We start from the raw sequence: 20,293 nt of genomic DNA on the forward strand, positions 1-20,293 counted from the left end.
CATCAGCCGATCACCGCCCTCGGTTGGCTGCGGACGCCGTCGGAGATGCGCAGCAGGATCGCCACGATGAGCCAGTTGGCCACGAGCGAGGAGCCTCCGGCGGCGAGGAACGGGGTCGTGAGGCCGGTGAGGGGGATGACGCGCGTCACGCCGCCGACCATGATGAACACCTGCAGCGCGATGGTGAAGGCGAGGCCGGTGGCGAGCAGCTTGCCGAAGTCGTCCTGTCCCGCGAGACCGATGCGGATGCCGCGGCTGATGAAGACCATGTAGAGGCAGAGGATGGCGAACAGCCCGATGAGCCCGATCTCCTCGCCGAGGCTCGTGATGATGTAGTCGCTGTGCGCGAGGGGGGTGACGTCGGGGCGTCCCTGGCCCCAGCCGGTGCCGAGCAGCCCGCCGTGTGCGAGGCCGAAGAGGCCCTGCATCGGCTGGAATCCGGCATCCTCGGGGTCGACCTGCTGCGGGTCGAAGAGGAAGAGCCAGTTGATGAAGCGCCCACGGACGTAGCTGAGGATCTGGGTCGCGACCGCCACACCGGCGGCGACGAGGGCCAGGCCGATGAGCACCCAGCTCGTCTTGCCGGTCGCGACGTAGAGCATCGCGACGAACATGCCGAAGATGAGGGTTCCGGTGCCGAGGTCGCGCTGGATCACGATGATTCCGAGCGAGATCGCCCAGACCACGAGGACCGGCCCGAGCTCGCGCATGCGGGGCCAGGTGATGCCGAGGAATCTGGTGCCGACCGAGGTCAGACTCTCGCGGGTGCGCACCAGGTAGCCGGCGAAGAAGATGGCGAGGCAGATCTTGGCGAGCTCGCCCGGCTGGAACGCGAACATGCCGCCGAGCGACACCCACACCTGGGCGTTCGCGTCGGGGATGCGCAGGCCGGGCACGAACGGCAGCAGCAGGAGCAGGATGCCGGAGAGGCCGAAGATGTACGTGTATCGGAACAGCACTCGGTAGTTGCGCAGCAGGATGACGACGGTGATGGCGCCCGCGAGGGAGATCGCCGTCCAGGCGAGCTGCTTGGTGGAATACGCGTTCCACCCGGTGAGCGACTCGGCGATGTCGATTCGGTAGATCATCGCGATGCCCAGGCCGGTCAGCAGGGTGGCGATCGGCAGCACGAACGGGTCGGCGTCGGAGGCCACAGCCCTCAGCACGAAGTGCAGGGCGAACGCCAGGACGGCGAGCCCGCCGCCGATCGCGAGGATCATCGGGTCGATCAGGCCGAGCGCACCGAGCTGCACGAGGGTGAGGGAGGCACCGCTGATCGCGACGGCGAACAGGAGCAGCCAGAACTCGCGGTTGCGCTGCGTCTGCGGCATCCGCATCTTGCGGAGCGCCTTGATGACGGCGGTGTCGGCCGTGACGTCGGCGCTCATCCGGCGTCCTCCGTCGGCGTGGGTACAGGCGTGGGCAGGGGCGTCTCGCCGATCACGCGGTCGGCGCCGGCCTGCAGTCGAGCGACGATCGCCTCGGCATCCGACAGCGACCGCGCGGAGATGGTGCGCTCGACGGAATCGCGCTGGTACGGCGGGAGGTTGGCGAGCAGGATGTCGGTGTCGGTGAGCGGAGTCGACAGGGTGATCGGGCCGATGTTCTGCTGCACGCCCTGGTAGATCACCACGCTGTCCTCGTCGGCGCCGACGAAGTAGCGCGTCTGCGTCCAGCTGTAGGCCGCGAACGCGGCGAACGCGAGGACGGCGAGCACCAGGAGCATCCCGGCGATCCATCCGAAACGGCGCCGGCGGGCGCGCCGACGGTCCTCTTCGATGAGCTCCTCGAGGTACTCGGGCGCCGGCTCGAAGTGGCTGGGCTCGTTCGCGGCCTGGCGCACCGGGTGCAGCCAGTTGCTGCGCGGGGCGCGCACCGGCGGCACGGTGACGTTGGCCGGATTCGATGCGGAGCCGACGATCGTCGCCGTGCCGGAGTGCATCGCGTGCTGTCCGCCGACGTCGACGAGCACGATGGTGACGTTGTCGGGGGCGCCGCCGTCGAGGGCCTGCTTGAGCAGGTTGTCGGCGGTGCGGCCCGGGGCCATTCCGAGCCGCATCGCCTTGAGGATGCGCTCCTCGTCGACGACTCCTGACAGGCCGTCGGAGCACAGCAGCCAGCGGTCGCCGGGCTGCGTGTGCATCACGAACATGTCGAGCTCGGGATCCGCGTCCATGTCGCTGAGGACCCGCATCAGCACGGAGCGACGGGGGTGGTAGCGCGCCTCCTCTGGAGTGATGCGGCCCGAGTCGACCAGCCGCTGCACGAAGGTGTGGTCTGCCGTGATCTGGGTGAGCGCGTCGTCGCGATACAGGTAGATGCGCGAGTCGCCGATGTGGCCGATGACCGCGAAGTCGTCGACCATGATGATGGCGCTCAGCGTGGTGCCGAGACCGGCCAGTTCCGGGCGGTCCTTCGCGGCGCGGATCAGATCGCCGGCGGCAGTGGTCGCGGCGGCCTGGAGCGAGGCCTGCGCGTCTTCCGTCGACGAGTAGGGCTGATCGAGCGGCTCCATCCGGTGGATCGCGATGCTCGAGGCGACGTCGCCGCCGGCGTGGCCGCCCATGCCGTCGGCGACGACGAACAGGTTGGCCCCGGAGTATCCGGAATCCTGGTTGTTGGAGCGGACCTTCCCGGTGTGGGAGATCGCGGCGCTCGAGCCCTCGAAGACCATGCCGGGGTCAGGCTCGCAGCTCGAAGGTCGTGGCGCCCACCTTGATCGGGGTGCCCAGCGAGAGCGAGACGGGGCCGCCCGTCACGCGCTGACCGGCGACGAAGGTGCCGTTCGTCGAATCGAGGTCCTGGATCGCCCACGCATCGCCGCGCAGCAGCAGCCGCGCGTGATGACTGGAGGTGTAGTCGTCGCGGATGACGAGGGCCGACTCACTGGATCGACCGATGGTCATGGTCTCGGTGCCGAGCGGTAGTTCGAGTCCGGCCTTGGGTCCTGACGTGATGACGAGCCGCTTCGCGGTGGCGATGGTCGCGGGGCCCGTCGTCACCGGCTTGGCCGAGGACGGACGGGCGGGAGCCGGAGGGGTGGAGGGTGCGGCCGCCGGGGCAGCTGCATCGCCGTCGGCCGGGAGCTTGCGCACCTTCATGCCGAACAGGTCGGCGCGCAGCGAGTAGACGACGCCGAACACGAAGAACCACAGCAGCAAGAGGAACCCGAAGCGCAGGAGGAGGAGGACGAGTTCGGAGGGAGTGCTCACGTGATCGCTCCGAACGCGCGGGTGGCGTCGTCGTCACGAGGACGCGCGGGACGCGACGGGGTGGCGACGGGGACGATGCGGAAGACGAGGTCCGTGCGACCGATCGTGATCGTGGTGTCGGTGGGGAGGGCGGCCTCGCGCACCTTCTGACCGTCGACCTTCGTGCCGTTCGTGGATCCGAGGTCGCGCATCATGGCGCGCTCGCCGTCCCAGAGGACCTCGACGTGCTTGCGGCTCGAACCGGCATCGGCGATCGTGATGTCGGCATCCGACCCGCGGCCGATGACGGTGCGGGCGCGGGTCAGTGAGTGACGGCGTCCGTCGACGTCGATGACGGCCTGCCAATTGACGCGGCCCTCGACCGTGCCGGAGCTGACGCGCACGGTGCCGGTGGCGATCTTGTCATCGCCTTCGAGGGTGATCGTGAGCGGTCCCGAGAAGCTGTAGCCCTGCGCCTTGCCGTGCGTGGTGAGAAGCGCGAGGAGCTCATCGGTCAGCGCGCCGCCGAGCCCCCGCATCCGCTCGGCGTCGTCGGTGCTGAGCCGCACCACGTAGCTGTTGGGCGCGATGATGCGGTCGCGGCTCACCACAGCCGCCTTGGTGTCGGCCTCGCGCCGGATGGCGGAGGCGATCTCCACGGGCTGGATGCCGCTGCGGAAGGTCTTCGCGAAGGCGCTGTTCACAGCGCGCTCGAGACCCTTCTCAAAGCTGTCAAGTAGTCCCACTGGGCTCCTCTGGCATGCCGACCGGTAGGGACATCGTAGTCAGGTGTTCTGGGTGAACGCCGTCGTGACCGCTGTTTCCCGGTGTTCTCGGGGGATTCGGGCGGCGACGGTCGGTGACCGACCGGGGGTGCCGCCGCTGCGCCGATGTCGATCGGATGCTGCGGGGGCCGGTTTCATCGGGGGTCGGATCGCGTGATATCCTCGCAAAGTTGAGTTCTTCGGAATGAGACACTCGCGCGAGTGGCGGAATGGTAGACGCGCTGGCTTCAGGTGCCAGTGTTCGCAAGGACGTGGGGGTTCGAGTCCCCCCTCGCGCACACGAGGCTGTATTCGTTTATTCAGCCCGATCTGTTTGAGGTGAAAGAGCCGGTCAGAGATAGTTTCTGACCGGCTCTTCCCGTCCGTGTCGACGCGACGTCGTACAGACGAAGCACCTCACTCGTCGACGCGCACCTCGACGGCGTTCCCGCGGAGCGTGAACTGCAGTGCGGTGCCCTCCGAGAACTCCTGCTGCAGTTCGTCGGTCGTGTTCGAGTCGACCGTGAACTGGATCACTGCCGGGAAAGCCCCGGCGGAGCATCCGACCTGGAATCCTCCGAAGTCGTTCGAGAGGAGCACGTCGGAATTCGCCGCCAACAGACAGTTCTCTCCGGAACGGTCGGACGTGATCCACTCTGGGTTCCGGATGAACGTGATGCCGAGGTAGTCCTCGAACACCGCCGAGCCCTCCTGCGGGTCGCCGAGCACCTCCGGCCATTCGCCTGATTCGTCGACGCCGAGGGTGGTGATGATCCCCGGAGGCGCGGGCCGTGATGCGAACGCGAACGCGCCCGCACCGATCGCCGCGACAACGACGCAGAGTGCGCCGACGACGAGCCACGCAGGTCGTGGTGCAGGGGCGAACAGCCGAGCGCGATCGGATCTCGACGGCGGATTCATGTCGGCGGCGAGGGGATCCGCGGGCTCGCGACTCGTGGCGCCCGGAGGCGTCTGCGGATGCGGGCCGCGCAGCTCGGCGAGAAGCTCCTCGGCACCCGTATCGATGATGTCGAACTCCCGGGACTCGAGCGCCGCGAGCCGTCTGAGCGCCGCGGGGTCGTCGCCGATGTCGGCATCGCGTCCGTAGGCGCGGGCCTGCAGCGCGCGCAGCTCGGCATCTCTCTTGCTCATCGTCTGCTCCGCCCCCGCGGCCGTCGGCCCCGTCGTCCTCTGTCCCCTCACACGCTAGGCGACCGGGGCGCCCGAAGACACGAGGGCATCTCGAGCCGCGCAACGGTTACGGCCTTGTGCTGCGAAGTTGGTACAAGTTGTGATACAACGGTGACACAACATGGGGGAAGCGAATGATGCACCTGACCACCTGGAACCTGCCGGACGTCGTGATGGCGCTCGTCTCGCTGCCGATCACCTCCCTGGTGATCGCGATCTTCGTCTCCCTCGTCGTCGAAGCGTGGGCATCGCACAGGCGTGATGCCGAGAGCGCTGCCCTCCGACAGACCGACCAGCTCGAAATCCGCAGCAGGCACCGCTCCGAGGTCGTGCTGCTCGCAGTGGTGGCGGTGGCCGTCATCGTGGCGCCACTGGCCGACGTGCTCCTGCGGTCCTACGTCCTCGACATGTCCGCATCCACAGCCCCGCTGCGGGTCGCGATGCCGCTGCTCGCCGCATGCCTCGGAATCGCCTTCGTGGCGACGTGGATCGGTACCCGCGGCACCGCCCCCTCCAGCGTTCCCGTGATCCCCGCCGCGCGGCGGACCTGGTCGAGTTTCAGTCGGCCCCGCGACCTCGTGATCCTCGGCACGCTCCTCGTCGTTCTGGTCGTCACGACGGTGCTCGCGGGACTCGTCTCGTCGACGGACCGCGACGGCCGACACGTCATCCTCCAGATTCCCGTTCCCAACCTCCCGGACGTCGATCCGCTGCGCGTGCAGTTCTACGGATGGACGTATGGCATACCGGCGTTGCTGGGTGCCGCCGCGCTCGTCGTCGCCGTCGTCGTCCTGCTCCGCCTCAACGCGGCACGTCCCTTCATCCGCCCGGAGACCGTGCACGCCGAGCGGACCGTCCGCCGACACCTCGCATCCGATGCCACGACGATCCCGATCGCCGCGCTGGCGCTGGCGCTCGCCGCAGGCTTTCGGCTCGTCGCCGACGCGAACGCGATCACGGGCATCGTGATCACCGGCGTGAACGAGGGCGCCCCGTACGACGCCACGTGGAAGTATGCGGAGCTCGCGGCCGTCGTCGGATGGGGAGCGCCGCTGCTCGAAGTCGTCGGCTTCACCCTGCTCGTGCTCGTCGCCATGCGCGTGCCCCGCCGACTGCCGACCCCGCTGCTCGCCACCGGGTCCGCCGCGCCCGCCGAAGAGCTCCGATGACGCAGGAGCAGGCCGTCGCCGCCGCGGAGGAGAGCGGATCCGCTGTCGAGATCTATCGCCAGTTCCGCGGCCTGATCGTCTCGGGGCAGCTCGGAGCGAACGAACGCCTGCCGACGGTCCGGCAGACCGCGAGCGACCTCGGCGTCGCGCCGGGCACGGCGGCGAAGGCCTACAAGATGCTCGAGCAGGAGGGTCTCGTGGTCAGCCGCACGGCGGCGGGCACCCGCGTCGCCGAGTCCGCGGCCGTGCTTCCGCTGCCCGTGATGCGGCTGGCACGCGAACTCGTCGAGACCGCATCCGTCGCCGGCTCCAGCGCCGACGATGTCGTCAGCGTGCTGCGCGTCCTCTGGTCGACGGCATCCGCCTCGTCGAGCGCCCCCGGCTCGTCGAGGGGATGACCACGCGGTGCTGTGCTCGGCTACGACCTGCCGATACACTCGCGCGATGAGCACCGCACAGGTCGTCACGCCGCAGGTCGTCGTCCGTCAGCCGCGCTGGTTCCTGCGTCGCCGCCTGGTGCTCCTCGTGACCCTCATCGTCATCCCGTTCGCGCTCGCCGCGTTACTCAACAGCTACGGACCGCTGACCGCCGTGAGCGCCGTGCGGATGGCATTCGCGACTGTAGCGGGTCAGACGGTCGCGATCGGCGGCGCGCTCGCCGCCCTCGTCATCACCATCGTCTCGCGACGGAACCTGCCGGGGGTCCTCTTCTTCACACTGCTCGCTGCGCTCGTCACCCTGAACGCGATCATGGCGATGAACGGTGCCGGTGAGCTGCTCCTCGACCGGCTGGACCTCGTCGCCGCCACCGCGAAGAGCTGATCAGCGGCGCCCACGCCTCTCGTCGAGAGCGCGGAGCGCCAGGTCGCATCCGACCGCCGCTGCGGCACCCGCCCCGTACGCGACGAGGTCGCGCGCGTCGAACCCGACCCCGAGGACGAGCCGGATCGGCCAGAACGTCTCTGCCCAGGCTCCGGGCAGGCCGGTGAGCTGGAACACCTCGATGGCGGTGCAGACGACCACTGCGCTCGCGCCGACCACCCAGACGCTCGCGCGAGGGAGCAGGATCGCGATGACGAGGTAGATCATCACGGCGTAGAGGGCGTCGCCCGCGGCATCCGCCAGCGGTCCTGAGCCGGCGAGGTGCACCGCGAGGCCGACCGCGACGACCAGTGCGGCGGCGACCACGCACCGCACTCGACGCGTGCGGGCGACGGCAGCAGGAGTCGAGGAGGACGGCACGGCTCCACCCTAGGACGCCGCCTCGGATGCGCAGCCGGACGCAGCAGAGTCGCCGGCCGCCCCGGGTCGTCGAATCCCGGGCAGACTGGAACGGCTTCACCCGCGACCTCCAGGAGTCCGAATGACCGATCAGCCGCGCACGTCCCCCTCTCAAGCCGTGCTCACGGTGCAGGAGGTGGAGCAGGTCAGCCCCGACCTGATCAGGGTGACCGCGGGTGGCGACGGCTACTCGGCGTTCGTGGACAACGACTCGACCGACAAGTACGTGAAGATCCTCTTCGCCGACCCGCGCCATGGGCTCGTGCCTCCGTACGATCTGACCCAGCTGCGCGAGCACAGCCCCGAGAAGCTCCCCACCCGCCGCACGTACACGGTGCGGTCGAGCGATCCGGATCGCCGACGCCTCGTGATCGACTTCGTCGTGCACGGAGACGAGGGCGTCGCGGGCCCCTGGGCGCGCCGCGCGAAGCCCGGAGACACACTCGTCGTGAGCGGCGCCGGCGGCGGATACCGGCCCGACCCGAAGGCTCCGTGGCACCTGCTGATCGGCGACCACACCGCGCTTCCGGCGATCTCGTCGGCGATCGATGCCATGGCGACGGATGCCGTCGGGCACGTCCTGCTCGCGCTGCCCGATCCTGCCGACCGCATCCTGCCCGAGGTCCCGGTCGGCGTGACCGTCTCGTGGACGACGACGGACGACGAGCTCCTCGCCGCGCTCGCCGCACTGCCCTGGGCCGACGGTCATCCCTCCGTCTTCGCGCACGGCGAGCGGGGCACGATAAAGGAGATCAGGGCTGTGCTGAAGCAGCGGGAGGTCCCTCGGGAGTCGTTGTCGATCTCCGCCTACTGGGCCCGCGGTCGTGCCGAGGACCAGTTCCAGGCGGAGAAGCGCGAGCCCATCGGGCAGATCGAGTAGCGGCTCCTAGACTGGGACGATGCTCGCCGCCCTGATCCGTCCGCTCGAGTCCAGCACGGCGGAGGTCATCGGCACCTCTCTGGAGGACGTCAGCACCCAGCTCCGCGCGCATCAGAAGGACGGCTTCGTCCTCGTCTCCTCGCCGGTGCGGATGCTGAAGGGCGAGGCGAAGATGCAGGCGACCGGCACGTTCACGCGGGTCGACGGCATCCGCGAGATCGAGGCCGAGAGCATGTCCGCCCTCGAGGCGCAGGTTCCCGAGGGCTGGCAGATGCTCTCGGTGCGCTCGTTCTGAGCGGCCGCTAGAACCCTTCCGGCTCACGCGGCGTGTAGGCGCTCTCCAGCGCGTCGATCTCGGAATCCTCCAGGCGGATGGCGGTCGCGGCGACGGCATCCGTGATGTGTGCCGCCTTCGTGGCGCCGACGATGGGGGCCGTGACGGCTGACTGCTGGGCCACCCAGGCGAGCGCGATCTGCGCGCGCGGCACGCCCCGGTCCTCGGCGACGCGGAAGACAGCCTCGACGATCGCTCGGTTCGAGTCCTCCTCGCGCCGGTACAGCGTCTTGCCGAAGGCGTCCGATTCGCTGCGGGCCGTGGTGTCGTCCCAGTCACGGGTGAGGCGACCTCGGGCGAGCGGCGACCACGGCAGCACACCGACACCGGAGTCGAGGCAGAACGGGTGCATCTCCCGTTCCTCCTCGCGCTGCAGCAGGTTGTACTGATCCTGCATCGAAATGAACGGTGTCCATCCGTTCTGCACGGCAGTGTGCTGGGCCGTCGCGAACTGCCACGCCCACATCGACGAGGCGCCGATGTACCGCGCCTTACCCGAACGCACGACGTCGTGCAGGGCCTCCATGGTCTCCTCGATCGGCGTCTCGGGGTCCCAGCGGTGGATCTGGTACAGGTCGACGTAGTCCGTGCCGAGACGCCTCAGGCTCGCGTCGATCCCCGACAGGATGTGCGCGCGGCTGAGTCCGGCCTGATTCGCTCCCGGTCCCATCCGCCCGTGCACCTTGGTCGCGATCTCGATCCGGTCGCGGTCTGCGAAGTCGGCCAGCGCTCGGCCGACGAACTCCTCGCTGGTGCCGTCGGAGTACACGTCGGCGGTGTCGAACGTCGTGATGCCCGCCTCCAGCGCCTGCCGGATGAGCGGTCGGCTCGCCTCCTCGTCGAGAGACCAGCCGTGCGTTCCCCTGTCTGGAGCGCCGAAGCTCATGCATCCCAGCACGATCCTCGAGATCTTCAGGCCGGACCGGCCGAGCCTCACACTGTCCTCTGCGCGCAGCATCCGAATCCCCTTCGCATCACGGTGTGAGTCGATGCTCTCATGAGGGGAAGGAGAGGGGTGCCGCCTGGCGCGCCGCCGGGGAGCGTCGGATACTCCGGCCGTCTGCTGCTGTCAACCGCCCTGCGCTCGCCGCGGTCGTGATCGACGATGGTGCTTCGGACACCGACAGAGGAGACACCATGACCAACATCGACGCTTTCGCGAACAGCTTCGAGCCGGAGATGCCCGGCGTCCCCGAGGCGGACCCGACCGATGGGACGTTCCCGACCGACACGCAGGAGCCCGAGACACAGGGCAACGACCTGATCGATGCGGAGATCGGCGAGGACGGTCAGGGCGACCTCGCGCCGGAGGATGAAGGCGGTCAGCACTCGGGCGACGCTCCCGTCGACCTTCGGGACGGCACGGAATGAGCGACGTCTCAGGTCAGGACCCGCAGCCCGAAGAGGTGGAGGCGGCGGCCGACGCACCCCAACGTGATTCGATCGCCGCGCTGATCGCCGATCGGAACGCCGATGACCCGGACGCCGTGGGCGATGTGCCCGCCGGCGGCGCGGGAGCCGACTCGGGCGGCGAAGGCCCGGTGCGCGTCGACCCCTCCTCGGAGGGGGAGGTGAAGGACGAGTCGATCCACAACGACGAGCCCGGGATCGGCACCCGCCGCTCGGGCGAGTGACCGGGGTTCCGCGGCGCACGACCCGGTCGTATGCTGTCCGGCGTGACTGACGCGCGCGATGACGGGCCCTTCTTCCACGGCACGAAGGCCGACCTCGGAGCCGGCGATCTGCTGACCGCCGGCTTCCGGTCGAACTACCGCCCCGAGGTGGTGATGAACCACGTCTACTTCACCGCGCTGCGGGACGGTGCCGGCCTCGCCGCCGAGCTCGCACCCGGCGATCGAGAACCGCGCGTCTACGAGGTGGAGCCGCTCGGCGACTTCGAGGACGACCCGAACGTCACCGACAAGAAGTTCCCGGGCAATCCGACGCGTTCGTACCGGAGCAGCGAGCCGCTGCGCGTCGTGCGCGAGGTCATCGACTGGACGCGCCTGTCGCCGGAGGCACTGGCCGATTGGCGTGAGAAGATCGCCGCCCTGCACTCCGACCCCCGCGCCGAGATCATCAACTGACCCGCAGCGCGCGCTCCGCAGCCGAGGCCAGGGCGCGGTCGATGACGACGTAGACGAAGCCCACGACGACGAGGGCGATCGTCAGAGCCACCACCCACTGCGCGACGCCGAGCACCCCGAGCGCGTCGACGTCCATGAACGGGTACGGGTAGCGCTGCCCGGGCGTGAACTCGCCGCCGCCCGCGCCGTAGACGAACGCCCACAGCAGGTAGGCGTAGGGGATGAGCGGCCACAGCAGCGGGTCGACCCAGCGGAACGATCCCTTCGGCACGAAGAGGAGCCAGTCGACGATCAGCAGGGTCGGCGTGACGATGTGGATGAGGTTGTCGGTGAGGGAGAAGACGTCGCTGTCGCCTGCGGCGAATCGCGTCGGCACCAGGACCACGAGGTAGATGAGCATGGTCACGGTGATCGACATCATCACCGCCCCGCTCCATCGTGCGCTCGGCGTCGAGGTGCCCCATCGGCCGATGCGCCGGAGGTCCTGACCCGTGCGGACGACGAGCAGCAGCATCCAGACGAGGCAGATGAGGTCGCTGATCATCGTGTAGAACAGCAGGCTCGACCAGGCGGGGGTGCCGGAGAAGACCTCGGCATTGCGCAGGACGCCGGTGAGGATGACCCCTGCGGCGACGATCCGGTACGCGAGGGCGATCGGCCGCGAGTTCACCGCGGCGTGCTGGAGCGGCGGGACGTGCCGTCGGTCGTCGGTGGGGGCGGAGCCCGGGGTCAGGGTGACGACGTTCTCAGGCATCCTTCGAGGCTACGCGCTCGGGAGCCGGCGCCGCGCCGAGGTGTGTCGGTGTGCACAACTCAGCACCGATGCCCGGACGGGGCCGATTTCGGACCTGATCACCCCTCGGCAGCCGTTCTGTGCTGAATCATGCACGCCGACGTCGGGAGATCAGGTCGGCAGCGGGTTCTCAGCGGCGGACGGGGTCGGCGTCTCCCGCGAGGAACCGCTCGAGGTCCCGGCGGGTGGGGGCGGCCTCCCAGTCACCGGGCACGAGGCAGGCGATCGCCCCGCAGGCGTTCGCACGGCGCAGGATCTCGTCCGTCCCCAGGCCTTCGACCAGGGCGCTGAGGAATCCTGCCACGAACGCGTCTCCTGCGCCGACCGTGTCGACGACGTCGATGGAGAAGCCGCGGCCATCGGTCACGGAGTCGGCGGTGACGACGGATGCTCCGTCGGGGCCGAGCTTGAACACGGCGGTCGCGCACCCGGCGTCACGCAGACGTCCAGCGGCGTCGGCGGGCGTCGCATCCGGATACAGGATCGCGAACTCCTCGACTCCGCCGAAGACGACATCCGCCCGCTCGGCGATCTCGCGCAGCACGGGGCCCGCGACGGATGCCGGGGCGAGCGCCGACCGGTAGTTGATGTCGAAGCTCACCGATGCCCCGGCATCCCGTGCCCGATCGATCGCACAGCGCACGGCGGCGTGAGCCGTGTCGGAGAGCAGCGGCGTGATGCCGGTGAGATGCAGGAGGACGCCGGACTCGACCCATCCGTCGGGGAGGTCGGTGGGGCGCAGACGGGATCCGGCAGACCCCGCGCGGTAGTAGTGCACCGCGGTGGATGCGGCCGACGGGCGCTCCTTCACCATCAGGCCGGTGGGCGCATCGGCGTCGATCACTGCTCGCACGTCGACCCCGTCTCCGCGGATCTCGCGCACGACGCGCTCGCCGAGGGAGTCGTCGCCTACCCGGCCCAGCCATGACACGCCGACGCCGAGCCGTGCGAGACCGATCGCGACGTTGCTCTCCGCGCCGCCGATCCCGAGCGTCAGCGCATCGGCATGACGCAGCGAGCCGATCTCGACCGCGCGCACGAGGGCCATGGTCTCGCCGAGCGTGACGACGGAGGATGCGGTCACTCGGCGCTCCGGGCGCAGACCTCGACGAAGGCGGCAGCGCGATCGCGCAGGGCGACCAGGTCGCCACCGGCGAAGGCATCGCCGAGGAGCGGACCGCCGACGCTCACGGCCACGGCCCCGGCTGTGAGCCAGGCCTCGGCACCGGCCAGATCGACGCCGCCGGAGGGCACCGCGACCAGGTCGGGGAACGGGCCGCGCAGATCCTTCAGGTACGACGGCCCGACCTGTCCGGCGGGGAAGACCTTGACCGCGGATGCTCCGGCAGACCACGACGAGAACAGCTCCGTGGGCGTGAGACCGCCGGGGACGATCGGCACACCGGCATCCGTCGCCTGCGTCACGAGGTCACGGGACGTGATCGGAGTCACGAGATAGCTCGCGCCGACCTCGATCGCCCGGGCGAGCTGCGAGGGGTCGGTGATCGTCCCGATGCCCAGGTCGACGCTGTCGCCGAAGCGCGAGAGCAGGCGGGGGAGGTGCTCGAACGTGCCCGGGGTCGTCAGGGTCACCTCGACACTGCGGATGCCGGCATCCACCAGCACGTCGAGCACGGTGTCGTAGTCCTCGGCCCGCTGAGCGCGAGCTACGACGATGAGGCGCGACTCGACGGTGCGGGCGGGCAACGCCACACGCGCGACCTCACCAGTCATGGACGGTCCCGTCGAGCAGTCGGTTCACCGGCAGGTACGCCTTGGTGTACTCGTGGCCGGCCGCGGCATCCTCGTCGAGCTCGACGCCGAGTCCCGGCTGCTCGCCCGGGTGGAGGAATCCCTTGTCGAACGTGAACGACGTCTGGAACACCTCGAGCGTCTGCTCGTTGTGCGGCATGTACTCCTGGATCCCGAAGTTGTGGATCGCGAGGTCCAGGTGCAGGGCGGCGGCCATGCCGACCGGCGAGATGTCGGTCGGTCCGTGGATGCCGGACTTGATTCCGTAGATCGCGGCGAAGTCCAGCAGCTTCTTCATGGCGGTGACGCCACCGGTGTGCGTGACGGCCGAGCGGACGTAGTCGATCAGGCGCTCGGTGATGAGCGTCTGGTAGTCGAACACCGTGTTGAAGACCTCGCCGATCGCGAGGGGCGTCGTGGAGTGCTGACGCACGAGCCGCAGCGCGGTCTGGTCCTCGCCGGGCGTGCAGTCCTCGAGCCAGAACAGGTCGTACGGTTCGATGTCCTTGGCGAAGCGTGCGGCCTCGATCGGCGACATCCGGTGGTGTCCGTCGTGGAGGATGCGCAGGTCGGTGCCGAAGTCCTCGCGGATGCGCGAGAAGATCCCGGGCATGTGAGTGAGGTAGTTGCGGGTGTCCCACGTCTCCTCGGCCGGGCGGTCGCCCGAGCGCTTGGCGGGCTCGTAGTCGTACCGCACGCCGGGGCCGGCGGCCGAGACGCCGTAGATCTGGCCGAGTCCGGGGACTCCGGTCTGCACGCGGACGGCCGTGAATCCGAGCTCCTCGTAGCCGGCGATCGCGTTCTTGAGCGCCTCGTAGTCGGTGCCGGAGGCGTGCGCGTAGACACGGACGCCCTCGCGGCTGGCGCCGCCCAGCAGCTGGTACAACGGCATCCCGGCCTTCTTGGCCTTGATGTCCCACAGCGCCATGTCGACAGCGGCGATCGCCGCCATCGTCACGGGCCCGCGACGCCAGTAGGGCCCGCGGTAGAGGTACTGCCAGGTGTCCTCGATGCGGTCCTCGTCGCGGCCGACGAGGGTCGAGGCGACGTGATCGGAGAGGTACGAGGCGACGGCCAGCTCTCGACCGTTGAGCGTCGCGTCACCCCAGCCGACGATCCCGTCGGAGGTCGTGATCTTGAGCGTGACGAAGTTGCGTCCGGGGCTGGTGATGATGACGTCGACGAGCTCGATGGTCATGGCGTTCTCCTGGGGGTGCGAGGCGCGGGCATGCGGGTGAGACGGCAGAGGTGCGGGGCGCGGCTGTTCGGGCAGCCGCACCCCTGGTCGTGACGATCGGTCAGATCGCGTCGCGCGGGTCCGTCAGGTCGCGACCGGCGACCTCGGGCATCCAGATGGAGGCCACGAGCGCGCACAGCGTGAAGACGAACAGCATGATGATGATCGGGATGAAGGATCCGGTGACGGCCGACACCCACGCGGCGGCGATGACGGGGCCCGCACCGGTCGCGACGATGGCGGCGATCTCACGGGCCATGGCCGTGAACGTGTAGCGGTTGCGGGATCCGAAGAGCTCGGGCAGGGTGAGGTTCTCGAGCGAGGCGAAGCTCATGACGGCGAGGTTGTGGAGCACGACGTAGCCGACGAAGACCTGCAGTGTGTCCTTGCTGCTGATCATGAGCATGGTCGGGACGATCACGATGAGCGCGATCACGGACCAGACCATGTACATGCGCTTACGGCCGAACCGGTCGCCGAGCCATCCCGAGAGAGGGACGGTGATGAATGCGACGAGCGACGAGACGATGACGGCGTTGACGCCGATCGAGCGGTCGAGCAGCAGCACGACGGTGATGTAGCTGATCAGGTACGTCTGGATCATGCCCGAGTTGCCGGCCTGGCCGAAGCGCAGCAGGAGCGCGATCGAGAACGCCTTCCACGGCTTGCGCTGCATCGCCTCGAGCGTGCGCACGTCGCCGGTCTCGGTCGCGAGCTGGATGGCATCCTCCTTGGAGAGCGCCTTGCCGTCGACGACGTCGTCGCGCTCCTCGAAGACCGGGGTCTCCTTGAGGTTGAAGCGCACCCAGATCGCGAAGAGCATGATGATCGCGCTGGCGATGAAGGGGATGCGCCACGCCCAGGCGATGACCTCGTCCTCGCTGTAGGCGACCAGCAGGATCGCCCAGATGCCGGAGGCGAGCAGCGTGCCGCAGTTGGTGCCGAGGGCGACGAGCGAGGCGATGATGCCGCGACGCTTCGCGGGGGCGTACTCGGCGAGCATGACACCGGCTCCCGAGATCTCGGCACCGGCGCCGAAGCCCTGCGCGACGCGCAGCAGCACGAGCAGGATCGGGGCGAGAATGCCCACCTGGTCGTAGGTCGGCAGGAAGCCGATCAGGGTGGTCGCGAGGCCCATCAGGAGGATCGTGTAGAAGAGGACCTTCGTGCGGCCGGTCTTGTCGCCGAGGCGGGCGAAGAAGAAGGCGCCGACGGGGCGCGCGACGTATCCGACACCGTAGGTGGCCATCGCGGCGACCACTGCGACCGCGGGATTCTCGGACGAGAAGAAGAGGTCGGCGAACACGAGCGCGGCTGCAAGCGAGTACAGCTGGTAGTCCATGAACTCGAGGGCGGTGCCGAGCCACCCGGAGATGGCGGCGCGGACGAGGTCGCGGACCGACCTCTTCGCGGTGGGATCGACGGCGGTCGCCGTCGTGTGCTGTTCTGACATGGGAGGTACTCCTTCGGACCAGGGACGGTGGAGTGCGCGGGGGCGCGAGGGGTGGTGCTAGAGGGACAGCAGGACCTTCGCCGAGGCGGACGAGTCGCGAGCGAGCTCGAACGCCTCCACGGCGTCGGATGCGGGGAGGACGTGGGAGATGACGGCATCGAGGGCATCGGATGCCGCGAGCAGGGCGACTGCGTCGTCGATCTCGGTCGAGAACCGGAACGCGCCGCGGATCGTGAGCTCCTTCGCCAGCATCGGGGCGAGGTTGACCCCGATCTCGGCGTTGGCGAGCATCCCGACCTGGACGACCGTGCCGGCACGGCGGGCGGCGCGCACGGCCTGAGTGAGCGCGACGGCGACGCCGGAGCACTCGAAGACGACGTCGTAGGACTCGTCCTCGATCGCGTCTCGGCCGACGAGTGCGAACTCGCTCGCCCCGAGGGACTCTGCGCGGTCGAGCGGCTCGGCCCGGACGTCGCTCGCCCCGACCGCGGCAGCACCCGCGTTCACGGCGGCGGCCACGACGAGGAGTCCGATCGGACCCGCGCCGATCACGAGCGCGCGCTTGCCGGTGAGGTCGCCGGCGAGGCCGACGGCGTGGATCGCCACGGCGAGCGGCTCGGCGAGAGCGGCGCGTTCGAGCGGCAGCCCCTCGGGGAGGACGCGGACCATGTGGTCCTCGACGATCAGGAGCTCGGATGCTCCGCCCTGACGGTGCGGGTCGGCCGCGGCGCTGCCGAGGTAGTCGCCGCCGGCACGCAGGTGCGGGCGGTCCTCGAGTCCGGGTACGGATGCCCCGTAGCGCGCCGGATGGACGGTGACGGGGGTTCCCGAGGCGAGGCGCCCCGACGGGTCGAGATCGACGACTCCCGAGAGCTCGTGACCGGGGGTCAGCGGCTCGCGGATCGTGTACTCGCCGTTGGCTCCGTGGAAGTAGTAGTGCAGGTCGGAGCCGCAGATGCCGACGTAGTTCACGCGCAGACGGACCTCACCGTCGCCGGGGTTCGGGACCTCGCGGTCCTCCCAGCGGATGTCCTCTTTGCCGTGGATGGCGAGAGACCTCATGGCTGCATCTCCTTCGTGGTCCGCGACGCCGAGACGGCGTCGGCGATCGCGGCGTCGACGCCCCGCCGCTGGATGGTATCGATCAGTTCGCCGACCCGCGCGATGAACGCATCCTGCTCCGCGAGCTCGTCGCCGAACAGGTGCAGTTCCGCGATCACGCGTCGGGCGAGGTCGTGGCCGGTGCGCGCCGTCGCGGCGAGGGCGGCGAGCCGCTCGCGGGCGCCGTCGGTCATCGCCGCGGCGTGCACGCCGGGGTCGAATCCCGCCAGCGGAGCGATGCACGACAGGTAGCCCGCGACGGTGAGTGCGATCAGGTGCGGCATGTCTCCGCGGTGCAGCGAGAGGAGCGCCGGCTCGGGGATGCGCTGTCGCAGCTTGACCGACCCGTCGGTGCCGACCTGGCTGGTGCGGTGGCCGAGCGCGCTGTTCGCCCATCGCTCGAAGAGCTCGGTCTCGTACGCGCGGACGTCGACCCCGGAGGGCAGCTCGATCGACGGCTCGTACTCGTCGCGCATCACGGCCCGCGCCGCGCTCTCGATGCCGTCCAGCGCGATCGCCTCGGGGATGGTGCCGACACCGGTCAGCGCGCCGAGGTAGGCGATGAGGGAGTGCGTGCCGTTGAGCAGCCGCACCTTCATCTGCTCGTACCTGCCGACCTCGTCGGTGAACACCGCACCGCCGGCCTCCCACGTGGGGCGACCGCCTGCGAAGCGATCCTCGACGGCCCACATCGTGAACGGCTCGGCGGGCACGGGGATGTCGTCGGCAGCGCCGAGCAGACCGCCGATGCGGGCGCGGAACTCGGCGGTCGTGGCGGGGACGATGCGGTCGACCATGCTGGACGGGAAGGTGACGGCTCGATCGAGGAAGGCGAGAGCATCGGCACCCTCCGATCCGGGAAGCTCGGAGAGGAACTCGCGCACGAGCTTCTCGGTGTGCGTGCCGTTGGACGAGAGGTTGTCGCAGCTGAGGATGGAGATCGGCGCCCCGCCCGCGGCTGCCCGGGCCTGGAGTCCCCTGGCGAGCTGTCCGATGGTCGAGCGCGGTGCGCCGCCGGCGAGGTCGGCCCGCAGCGTGGCGTCGTCGAGGTCGAGGTGCTGCGTCGCGGGGGAGTAGCTGTAGCCGTTCTCCGTGACGGTGAGGGTGACGATGCGGATGCCGGAGTCGGCGATCTGCGAGACCACGCGTTCGGGTTCCTCGGCGCCGACGAACGCGTCGGTGTGCACGCCGGGGATGGTCAGCGACGTCGAGCCGGGCGAGATCGTCGCGACGGAGTAGAGGAACTCCTGTGCGTGCATGGCGTCGACGATCGAGCGCGACCGAGAGGCGACGCCGACGATGCCCCAGTCCCCGCCGGAGGCCTGGATGGCTGCGGCGGTGTAGACCGCCTGGTGCGCGCGGTGGAAGCTGCCGAGGCCGAGATGCAGGATGCCGGCGCCGGACGGCGAGACCAGCGGGGTGACGGCGGCCGGGGTGGTGCGGCCGAGGACCGGTGTGTCGTTGCTCACGCGGTGGCTCCTTCGCTCTGGCCGGCGCACTCTTCACGGTGATCGGCGATGATCGTCATGTAAACAGTGTGTATCAGTTGTACAAACTTGTCAAGACGTTTTGCATCGCCTGTCCGGACCGTAGGATTGCCTCGAACCCGGGAGGTGGATGTGGCAGCGACGCTGACCGATGTGGCGCGGCACGCCGGCGTGTCCATCGCCACCGCATCCCGCGCCTTCGGCGAGCCCGATCGGCTCGCACCCGCCACGCTCGGTCGCGTCCTCGAGGCGGCGAGCGAACTGGGGTACGCCACCCCCCAGTCGGCCACCGCGACCCGGACGTTCGGCGTGATCGTCCCCGACGTCTCGAACCCCGTCTACGCCACGCTCCTCAAGGCGATCCAGGGGCAGGCGTGGCACGGTCGGCACCGCATCGTGCTCTTCGACGCCGATGAAGACCTCCGTCGCGAGCGGGAGCAGATCGAGCAGGCGCGCAAGCTCGACGGGATGCTGCTCTGCTCGCCCCGACTGCCCGACGCCGAGGTAATCGACCTCGTCGGAGAGACGCCCTACGTCGTCGTGAACCGTCAGATCGACGGGGCGCCGTGCGTGCTCATGGACGCCGAGCACGGCCCCGCCCAGGCGATCGAGCACCTCGCCGCTCTGGGGCACACGCACATCGCCTACGCGGCGGGTCCGCGCGGATCCTGGGCGGACGTCCGCCGCGCCGACACGATCTCCCGCGCCTGCGAGCGCCACGGCATCCGTCTGACCGCGCTCAGCCACCAGGCGGCCTCGATCCAGGGTGGGCGGGCTGCCGCAGCCCCTGCGGCGGCCAGCGGCGCGACGGCCGTCGTCGCCTACAACGACCTCGTCGCTCTGGGCCTCGAATCGGGGCTGCTGGAGCTCGGCAAGCGCTGCCCCGCGGACATCAGCATCGTCGGGATCGACGACATCGACCTCGCCTCGGCCGTGACTCCCGGTCTCACGACTGTGCGCATGCCCATCGCCCGCAGCGGAGCGCTCGCCGTGGATCTGCTGCTGCAGGCGATCATGGGCACCGCGATCGACACCGCGGCCCCGCTCAGCTCCCAGCTGATCGTGCGCGCCTCGACGGCGGCTCCGCTGGCCTGACCGGTCGGCGCGGCGTGCATAAGTCATCATGAATGCTCGGTCGAGGCGGATTCCGGCCCGATGCGGGGCCCTACCGACGATCTGTGCTGAATTGTGCGCAGGCACGCCAGGTCACGCCGCCACTCGAGGTCAGGAGCGGCGGTCGACCGCGCCGCCGAAGTAGACCTCGACGGCGTGCACCTGGCCGCCCCTGACCTCGAGCGCCTCGACGTTGCGGAACCGGATGCCGTCGACGACGTACTCGTACCGATGGATCACGAGGCCATCGACCTCGATGAGCTGCAGCGTGGTCGCCGGGGCGTCGAAGTGGTCCGCGGTCGGGAAGCAGATCCGCAGCCAGGCATCCCGGTCGAGATGGTCGTCCTGCGGGCTGGTGAAGTCGAAGTCGCCCGCCATGAGGCGCTCAGCGGCCGGCCGATCCTGCTCGCGGAACGCCTTCATGAAGTCCTGCACGACAGCGGCGGCGGTGCTCATGGCG

The 20,293-nt window shown here is 69.5% G+C and carries 24 protein-coding genes and 1 tRNA gene; 10 read left to right on the forward strand and 15 right to left on the reverse strand.

All coding sequences use genetic code 11. The annotated features are described in order from the left end of the window. Positions 1–2 precede the first annotated feature (2 nt). The 4 genes from BN2660_RS05915 to BN2660_RS05930 are packed head-to-tail and all read right to left on the reverse strand — an operon-like array spanning position 3 to position 3,937. Positions 3–1,388 (reverse strand): FtsW/RodA/SpoVE family cell cycle protein, encoded by a 1,386-nt coding sequence (locus BN2660_RS05915; RefSeq protein ID WP_091228449.1) that lies wholly within the window; start codon positions 1,386–1,388, stop codon positions 3–5. Further along, positions 1,385–2,674, reverse strand: a complete 1,290-nt coding sequence (locus tag BN2660_RS05920) for a PP2C family protein-serine/threonine phosphatase (RefSeq protein WP_091228452.1) — start codon at positions 2,672–2,674, stop codon at positions 1,385–1,387. Before BN2660_RS05920 ends, BN2660_RS05915 begins: the two co-directional genes overlap by 4 nt. Positions 2,675–2,681: 7 nt before the next feature. After that, a complete protein-coding gene (locus BN2660_RS05925; RefSeq protein ID WP_091228455.1) occupies positions 2,682–3,212 on the reverse strand; it encodes an FHA domain-containing protein FhaB/FipA in 531 nt (176 codons plus the stop codon). Then, positions 3,209–3,937, reverse strand: a complete 729-nt coding sequence (locus BN2660_RS05930; protein WP_091228459.1) for an FHA domain-containing protein — start codon at positions 3,935–3,937, stop codon at positions 3,209–3,211. Before BN2660_RS05930 ends, BN2660_RS05925 begins: the two co-directional genes overlap by 4 nt. A gap of 234 nt (positions 3,938–4,171) precedes the next feature. Between BN2660_RS05930 and BN2660_RS05935 the strand changes: the two genes are divergently transcribed. Beyond that, a tRNA-Leu gene (locus tag BN2660_RS05935) sits at positions 4,172–4,254 on the forward strand. 118 nt (positions 4,255–4,372) lie between these two features. On the opposite strand, the gene BN2660_RS05940 is transcribed toward BN2660_RS05935, so the two are convergent. Beyond that, positions 4,373–5,107 (reverse strand): hypothetical protein, encoded by a 735-nt coding sequence (locus BN2660_RS05940; protein ID WP_091228462.1) that lies wholly within the window; start codon positions 5,105–5,107, stop codon positions 4,373–4,375. A 176-nt stretch (positions 5,108–5,283) separates the two neighbouring features. Between BN2660_RS05940 and BN2660_RS05945 the strand changes: the two genes are divergently transcribed. Genes BN2660_RS05945 through BN2660_RS05955 form a run of 3 tightly spaced genes read left to right on the forward strand, consistent with a single transcriptional unit; the run spans position 5,284 to position 7,137 of the window. Beyond that, complete coding sequence (locus BN2660_RS05945; protein ID WP_141651248.1) at positions 5,284–6,315, forward strand: hypothetical protein; 1,032 nt, start codon at positions 5,284–5,286, stop codon at positions 6,313–6,315. Beyond that, positions 6,312–6,713, forward strand: coding sequence for a GntR family transcriptional regulator (locus tag BN2660_RS05950; protein WP_091228468.1), 402 nt, complete (start codon positions 6,312–6,314; stop codon positions 6,711–6,713). The genes BN2660_RS05945 and BN2660_RS05950 overlap by 4 nt, the downstream gene beginning before the upstream one ends. A 46-nt stretch (positions 6,714–6,759) precedes the next feature. Continuing rightward, positions 6,760–7,137, forward strand: a complete 378-nt coding sequence (locus tag BN2660_RS05955; protein WP_091228472.1) for a hypothetical protein — start codon at positions 6,760–6,762, stop codon at positions 7,135–7,137. Here BN2660_RS05955 and BN2660_RS05960 read toward each other — a convergent pair whose 3' ends face one another. After that, positions 7,138–7,557 carry a ribosomal maturation YjgA family protein gene (locus BN2660_RS05960; RefSeq protein WP_141651249.1) on the reverse strand — a complete coding sequence of 140 codons (420 nt, stop codon included), beginning with the start codon at positions 7,555–7,557 and terminating at the stop codon, positions 7,138–7,140. Positions 7,558–7,678: 121 nt separating this feature from the next. Between BN2660_RS05960 and BN2660_RS05965 the strand changes: the two genes are divergently transcribed. Further along, a complete protein-coding gene (locus BN2660_RS05965) occupies positions 7,679–8,476 on the forward strand; it encodes a siderophore-interacting protein (protein ID WP_091228480.1) in 798 nt (265 codons plus the stop codon). Between the two features lie 19 nt (positions 8,477–8,495). Further along, positions 8,496–8,771 (forward strand): hypothetical protein, encoded by a 276-nt coding sequence (locus tag BN2660_RS05970; protein WP_091228484.1) that lies wholly within the window; start codon positions 8,496–8,498, stop codon positions 8,769–8,771. A gap of 7 nt (positions 8,772–8,778) precedes the next feature. Here BN2660_RS05970 and BN2660_RS05975 read toward each other — a convergent pair whose 3' ends face one another. After that, positions 8,779–9,768: an aldo/keto reductase gene (locus tag BN2660_RS05975; RefSeq protein ID WP_091228488.1), complete on the reverse strand. Its 990-nt coding sequence runs from the start codon at positions 9,766–9,768 to the stop codon at positions 8,779–8,781. 179 nt (positions 9,769–9,947) lie between these two features. On the opposite strand from BN2660_RS05975, the gene BN2660_RS05980 reads away from it, so the two are divergent. Genes BN2660_RS05980 through arr form a run of 3 tightly spaced genes read left to right on the forward strand, consistent with a single transcriptional unit; the run spans position 9,948 to position 10,897 of the window. Next, the gene (locus BN2660_RS05980) at positions 9,948–10,181 is read left to right on the forward strand and encodes a hypothetical protein (protein WP_091228492.1); all 234 of its coding nucleotides are present in this window, start codon (positions 9,948–9,950) and stop codon (positions 10,179–10,181) included. Further along, positions 10,178–10,444: a hypothetical protein gene (locus BN2660_RS05985; protein ID WP_091228495.1), complete on the forward strand. Its 267-nt coding sequence runs from the start codon at positions 10,178–10,180 to the stop codon at positions 10,442–10,444. Before BN2660_RS05980 ends, BN2660_RS05985 begins: the two co-directional genes overlap by 4 nt. Positions 10,445–10,486: 42 nt before the next feature. Beyond that, positions 10,487–10,897: an NAD(+)--rifampin ADP-ribosyltransferase gene (arr, locus tag BN2660_RS05990; protein ID WP_091228901.1), complete on the forward strand. Its 411-nt coding sequence runs from the start codon at positions 10,487–10,489 to the stop codon at positions 10,895–10,897. On the opposite strand, the gene BN2660_RS05995 is transcribed toward arr, so the two are convergent. The 7 genes from BN2660_RS05995 to BN2660_RS06025 form a co-directional block, all read right to left on the reverse strand. Next, entirely contained in the window at positions 10,890–11,651 is a 762-nt protein-coding gene (locus BN2660_RS05995; protein WP_091228499.1) for a Pr6Pr family membrane protein, read from the reverse strand. The two genes, arr and BN2660_RS05995, sit on opposite strands and share 8 nt — an antisense overlap. Positions 11,652–11,820: 169 nt before the next feature. Then, positions 11,821–12,774, reverse strand: a complete 954-nt coding sequence (locus BN2660_RS06000; RefSeq protein WP_091228503.1) for a sugar kinase — start codon at positions 12,772–12,774, stop codon at positions 11,821–11,823. Then, positions 12,771–13,424, reverse strand: coding sequence for a bifunctional 4-hydroxy-2-oxoglutarate aldolase/2-dehydro-3-deoxy-phosphogluconate aldolase (locus BN2660_RS06005; RefSeq protein WP_091228506.1), 654 nt, complete (start codon positions 13,422–13,424; stop codon positions 12,771–12,773). Before BN2660_RS06005 ends, BN2660_RS06000 begins: the two co-directional genes overlap by 4 nt. Next, complete coding sequence (gene manD / locus BN2660_RS06010; RefSeq protein ID WP_091228509.1) at positions 13,414–14,640, reverse strand: D-mannonate dehydratase ManD; 1,227 nt, start codon at positions 14,638–14,640, stop codon at positions 13,414–13,416. Before manD ends, BN2660_RS06005 begins: the two co-directional genes overlap by 11 nt. A 100-nt stretch (positions 14,641–14,740) precedes the next feature. After that, the gene (locus BN2660_RS06015) at positions 14,741–16,132 is read right to left on the reverse strand and encodes an MFS transporter (RefSeq protein ID WP_091228512.1); all 1,392 of its coding nucleotides are present in this window, start codon (positions 16,130–16,132) and stop codon (positions 14,741–14,743) included. Positions 16,133–16,189: 57 nt separating this feature from the next. Further along, entirely contained in the window at positions 16,190–17,194 is a 1,005-nt protein-coding gene (locus BN2660_RS06020) for a zinc-binding dehydrogenase (RefSeq protein WP_091228515.1), read from the reverse strand. Next, positions 17,191–18,702 (reverse strand): mannitol dehydrogenase family protein, encoded by a 1,512-nt coding sequence (locus tag BN2660_RS06025; protein WP_091228519.1) that lies wholly within the window; start codon positions 18,700–18,702, stop codon positions 17,191–17,193. The genes BN2660_RS06020 and BN2660_RS06025 overlap by 4 nt, the downstream gene beginning before the upstream one ends. A gap of 150 nt (positions 18,703–18,852) precedes the next feature. Here BN2660_RS06025 and BN2660_RS06030 point away from each other — a divergent pair, with 150 nt between their 5' ends. Further along, the gene (locus BN2660_RS06030; RefSeq protein ID WP_091228904.1) at positions 18,853–19,815 is read left to right on the forward strand and encodes a LacI family DNA-binding transcriptional regulator; all 963 of its coding nucleotides are present in this window, start codon (positions 18,853–18,855) and stop codon (positions 19,813–19,815) included. 129 nt (positions 19,816–19,944) lie between these two features. Here the strand turns inward: BN2660_RS06030 and BN2660_RS06035 are convergent, their stop codons facing one another. Then, complete coding sequence (locus BN2660_RS06035) at positions 19,945–20,289, reverse strand: DUF4440 domain-containing protein (RefSeq protein WP_091228522.1); 345 nt, start codon at positions 20,287–20,289, stop codon at positions 19,945–19,947. Between the last annotated feature and the right edge of the window lie 4 nt (positions 20,290–20,293).

Source organism: Microbacterium sp. 3J1, assembly GCF_001049495.1.
Lineage (GTDB): Bacteria > Actinomycetota > Actinomycetes > Actinomycetales > Microbacteriaceae > Microbacterium.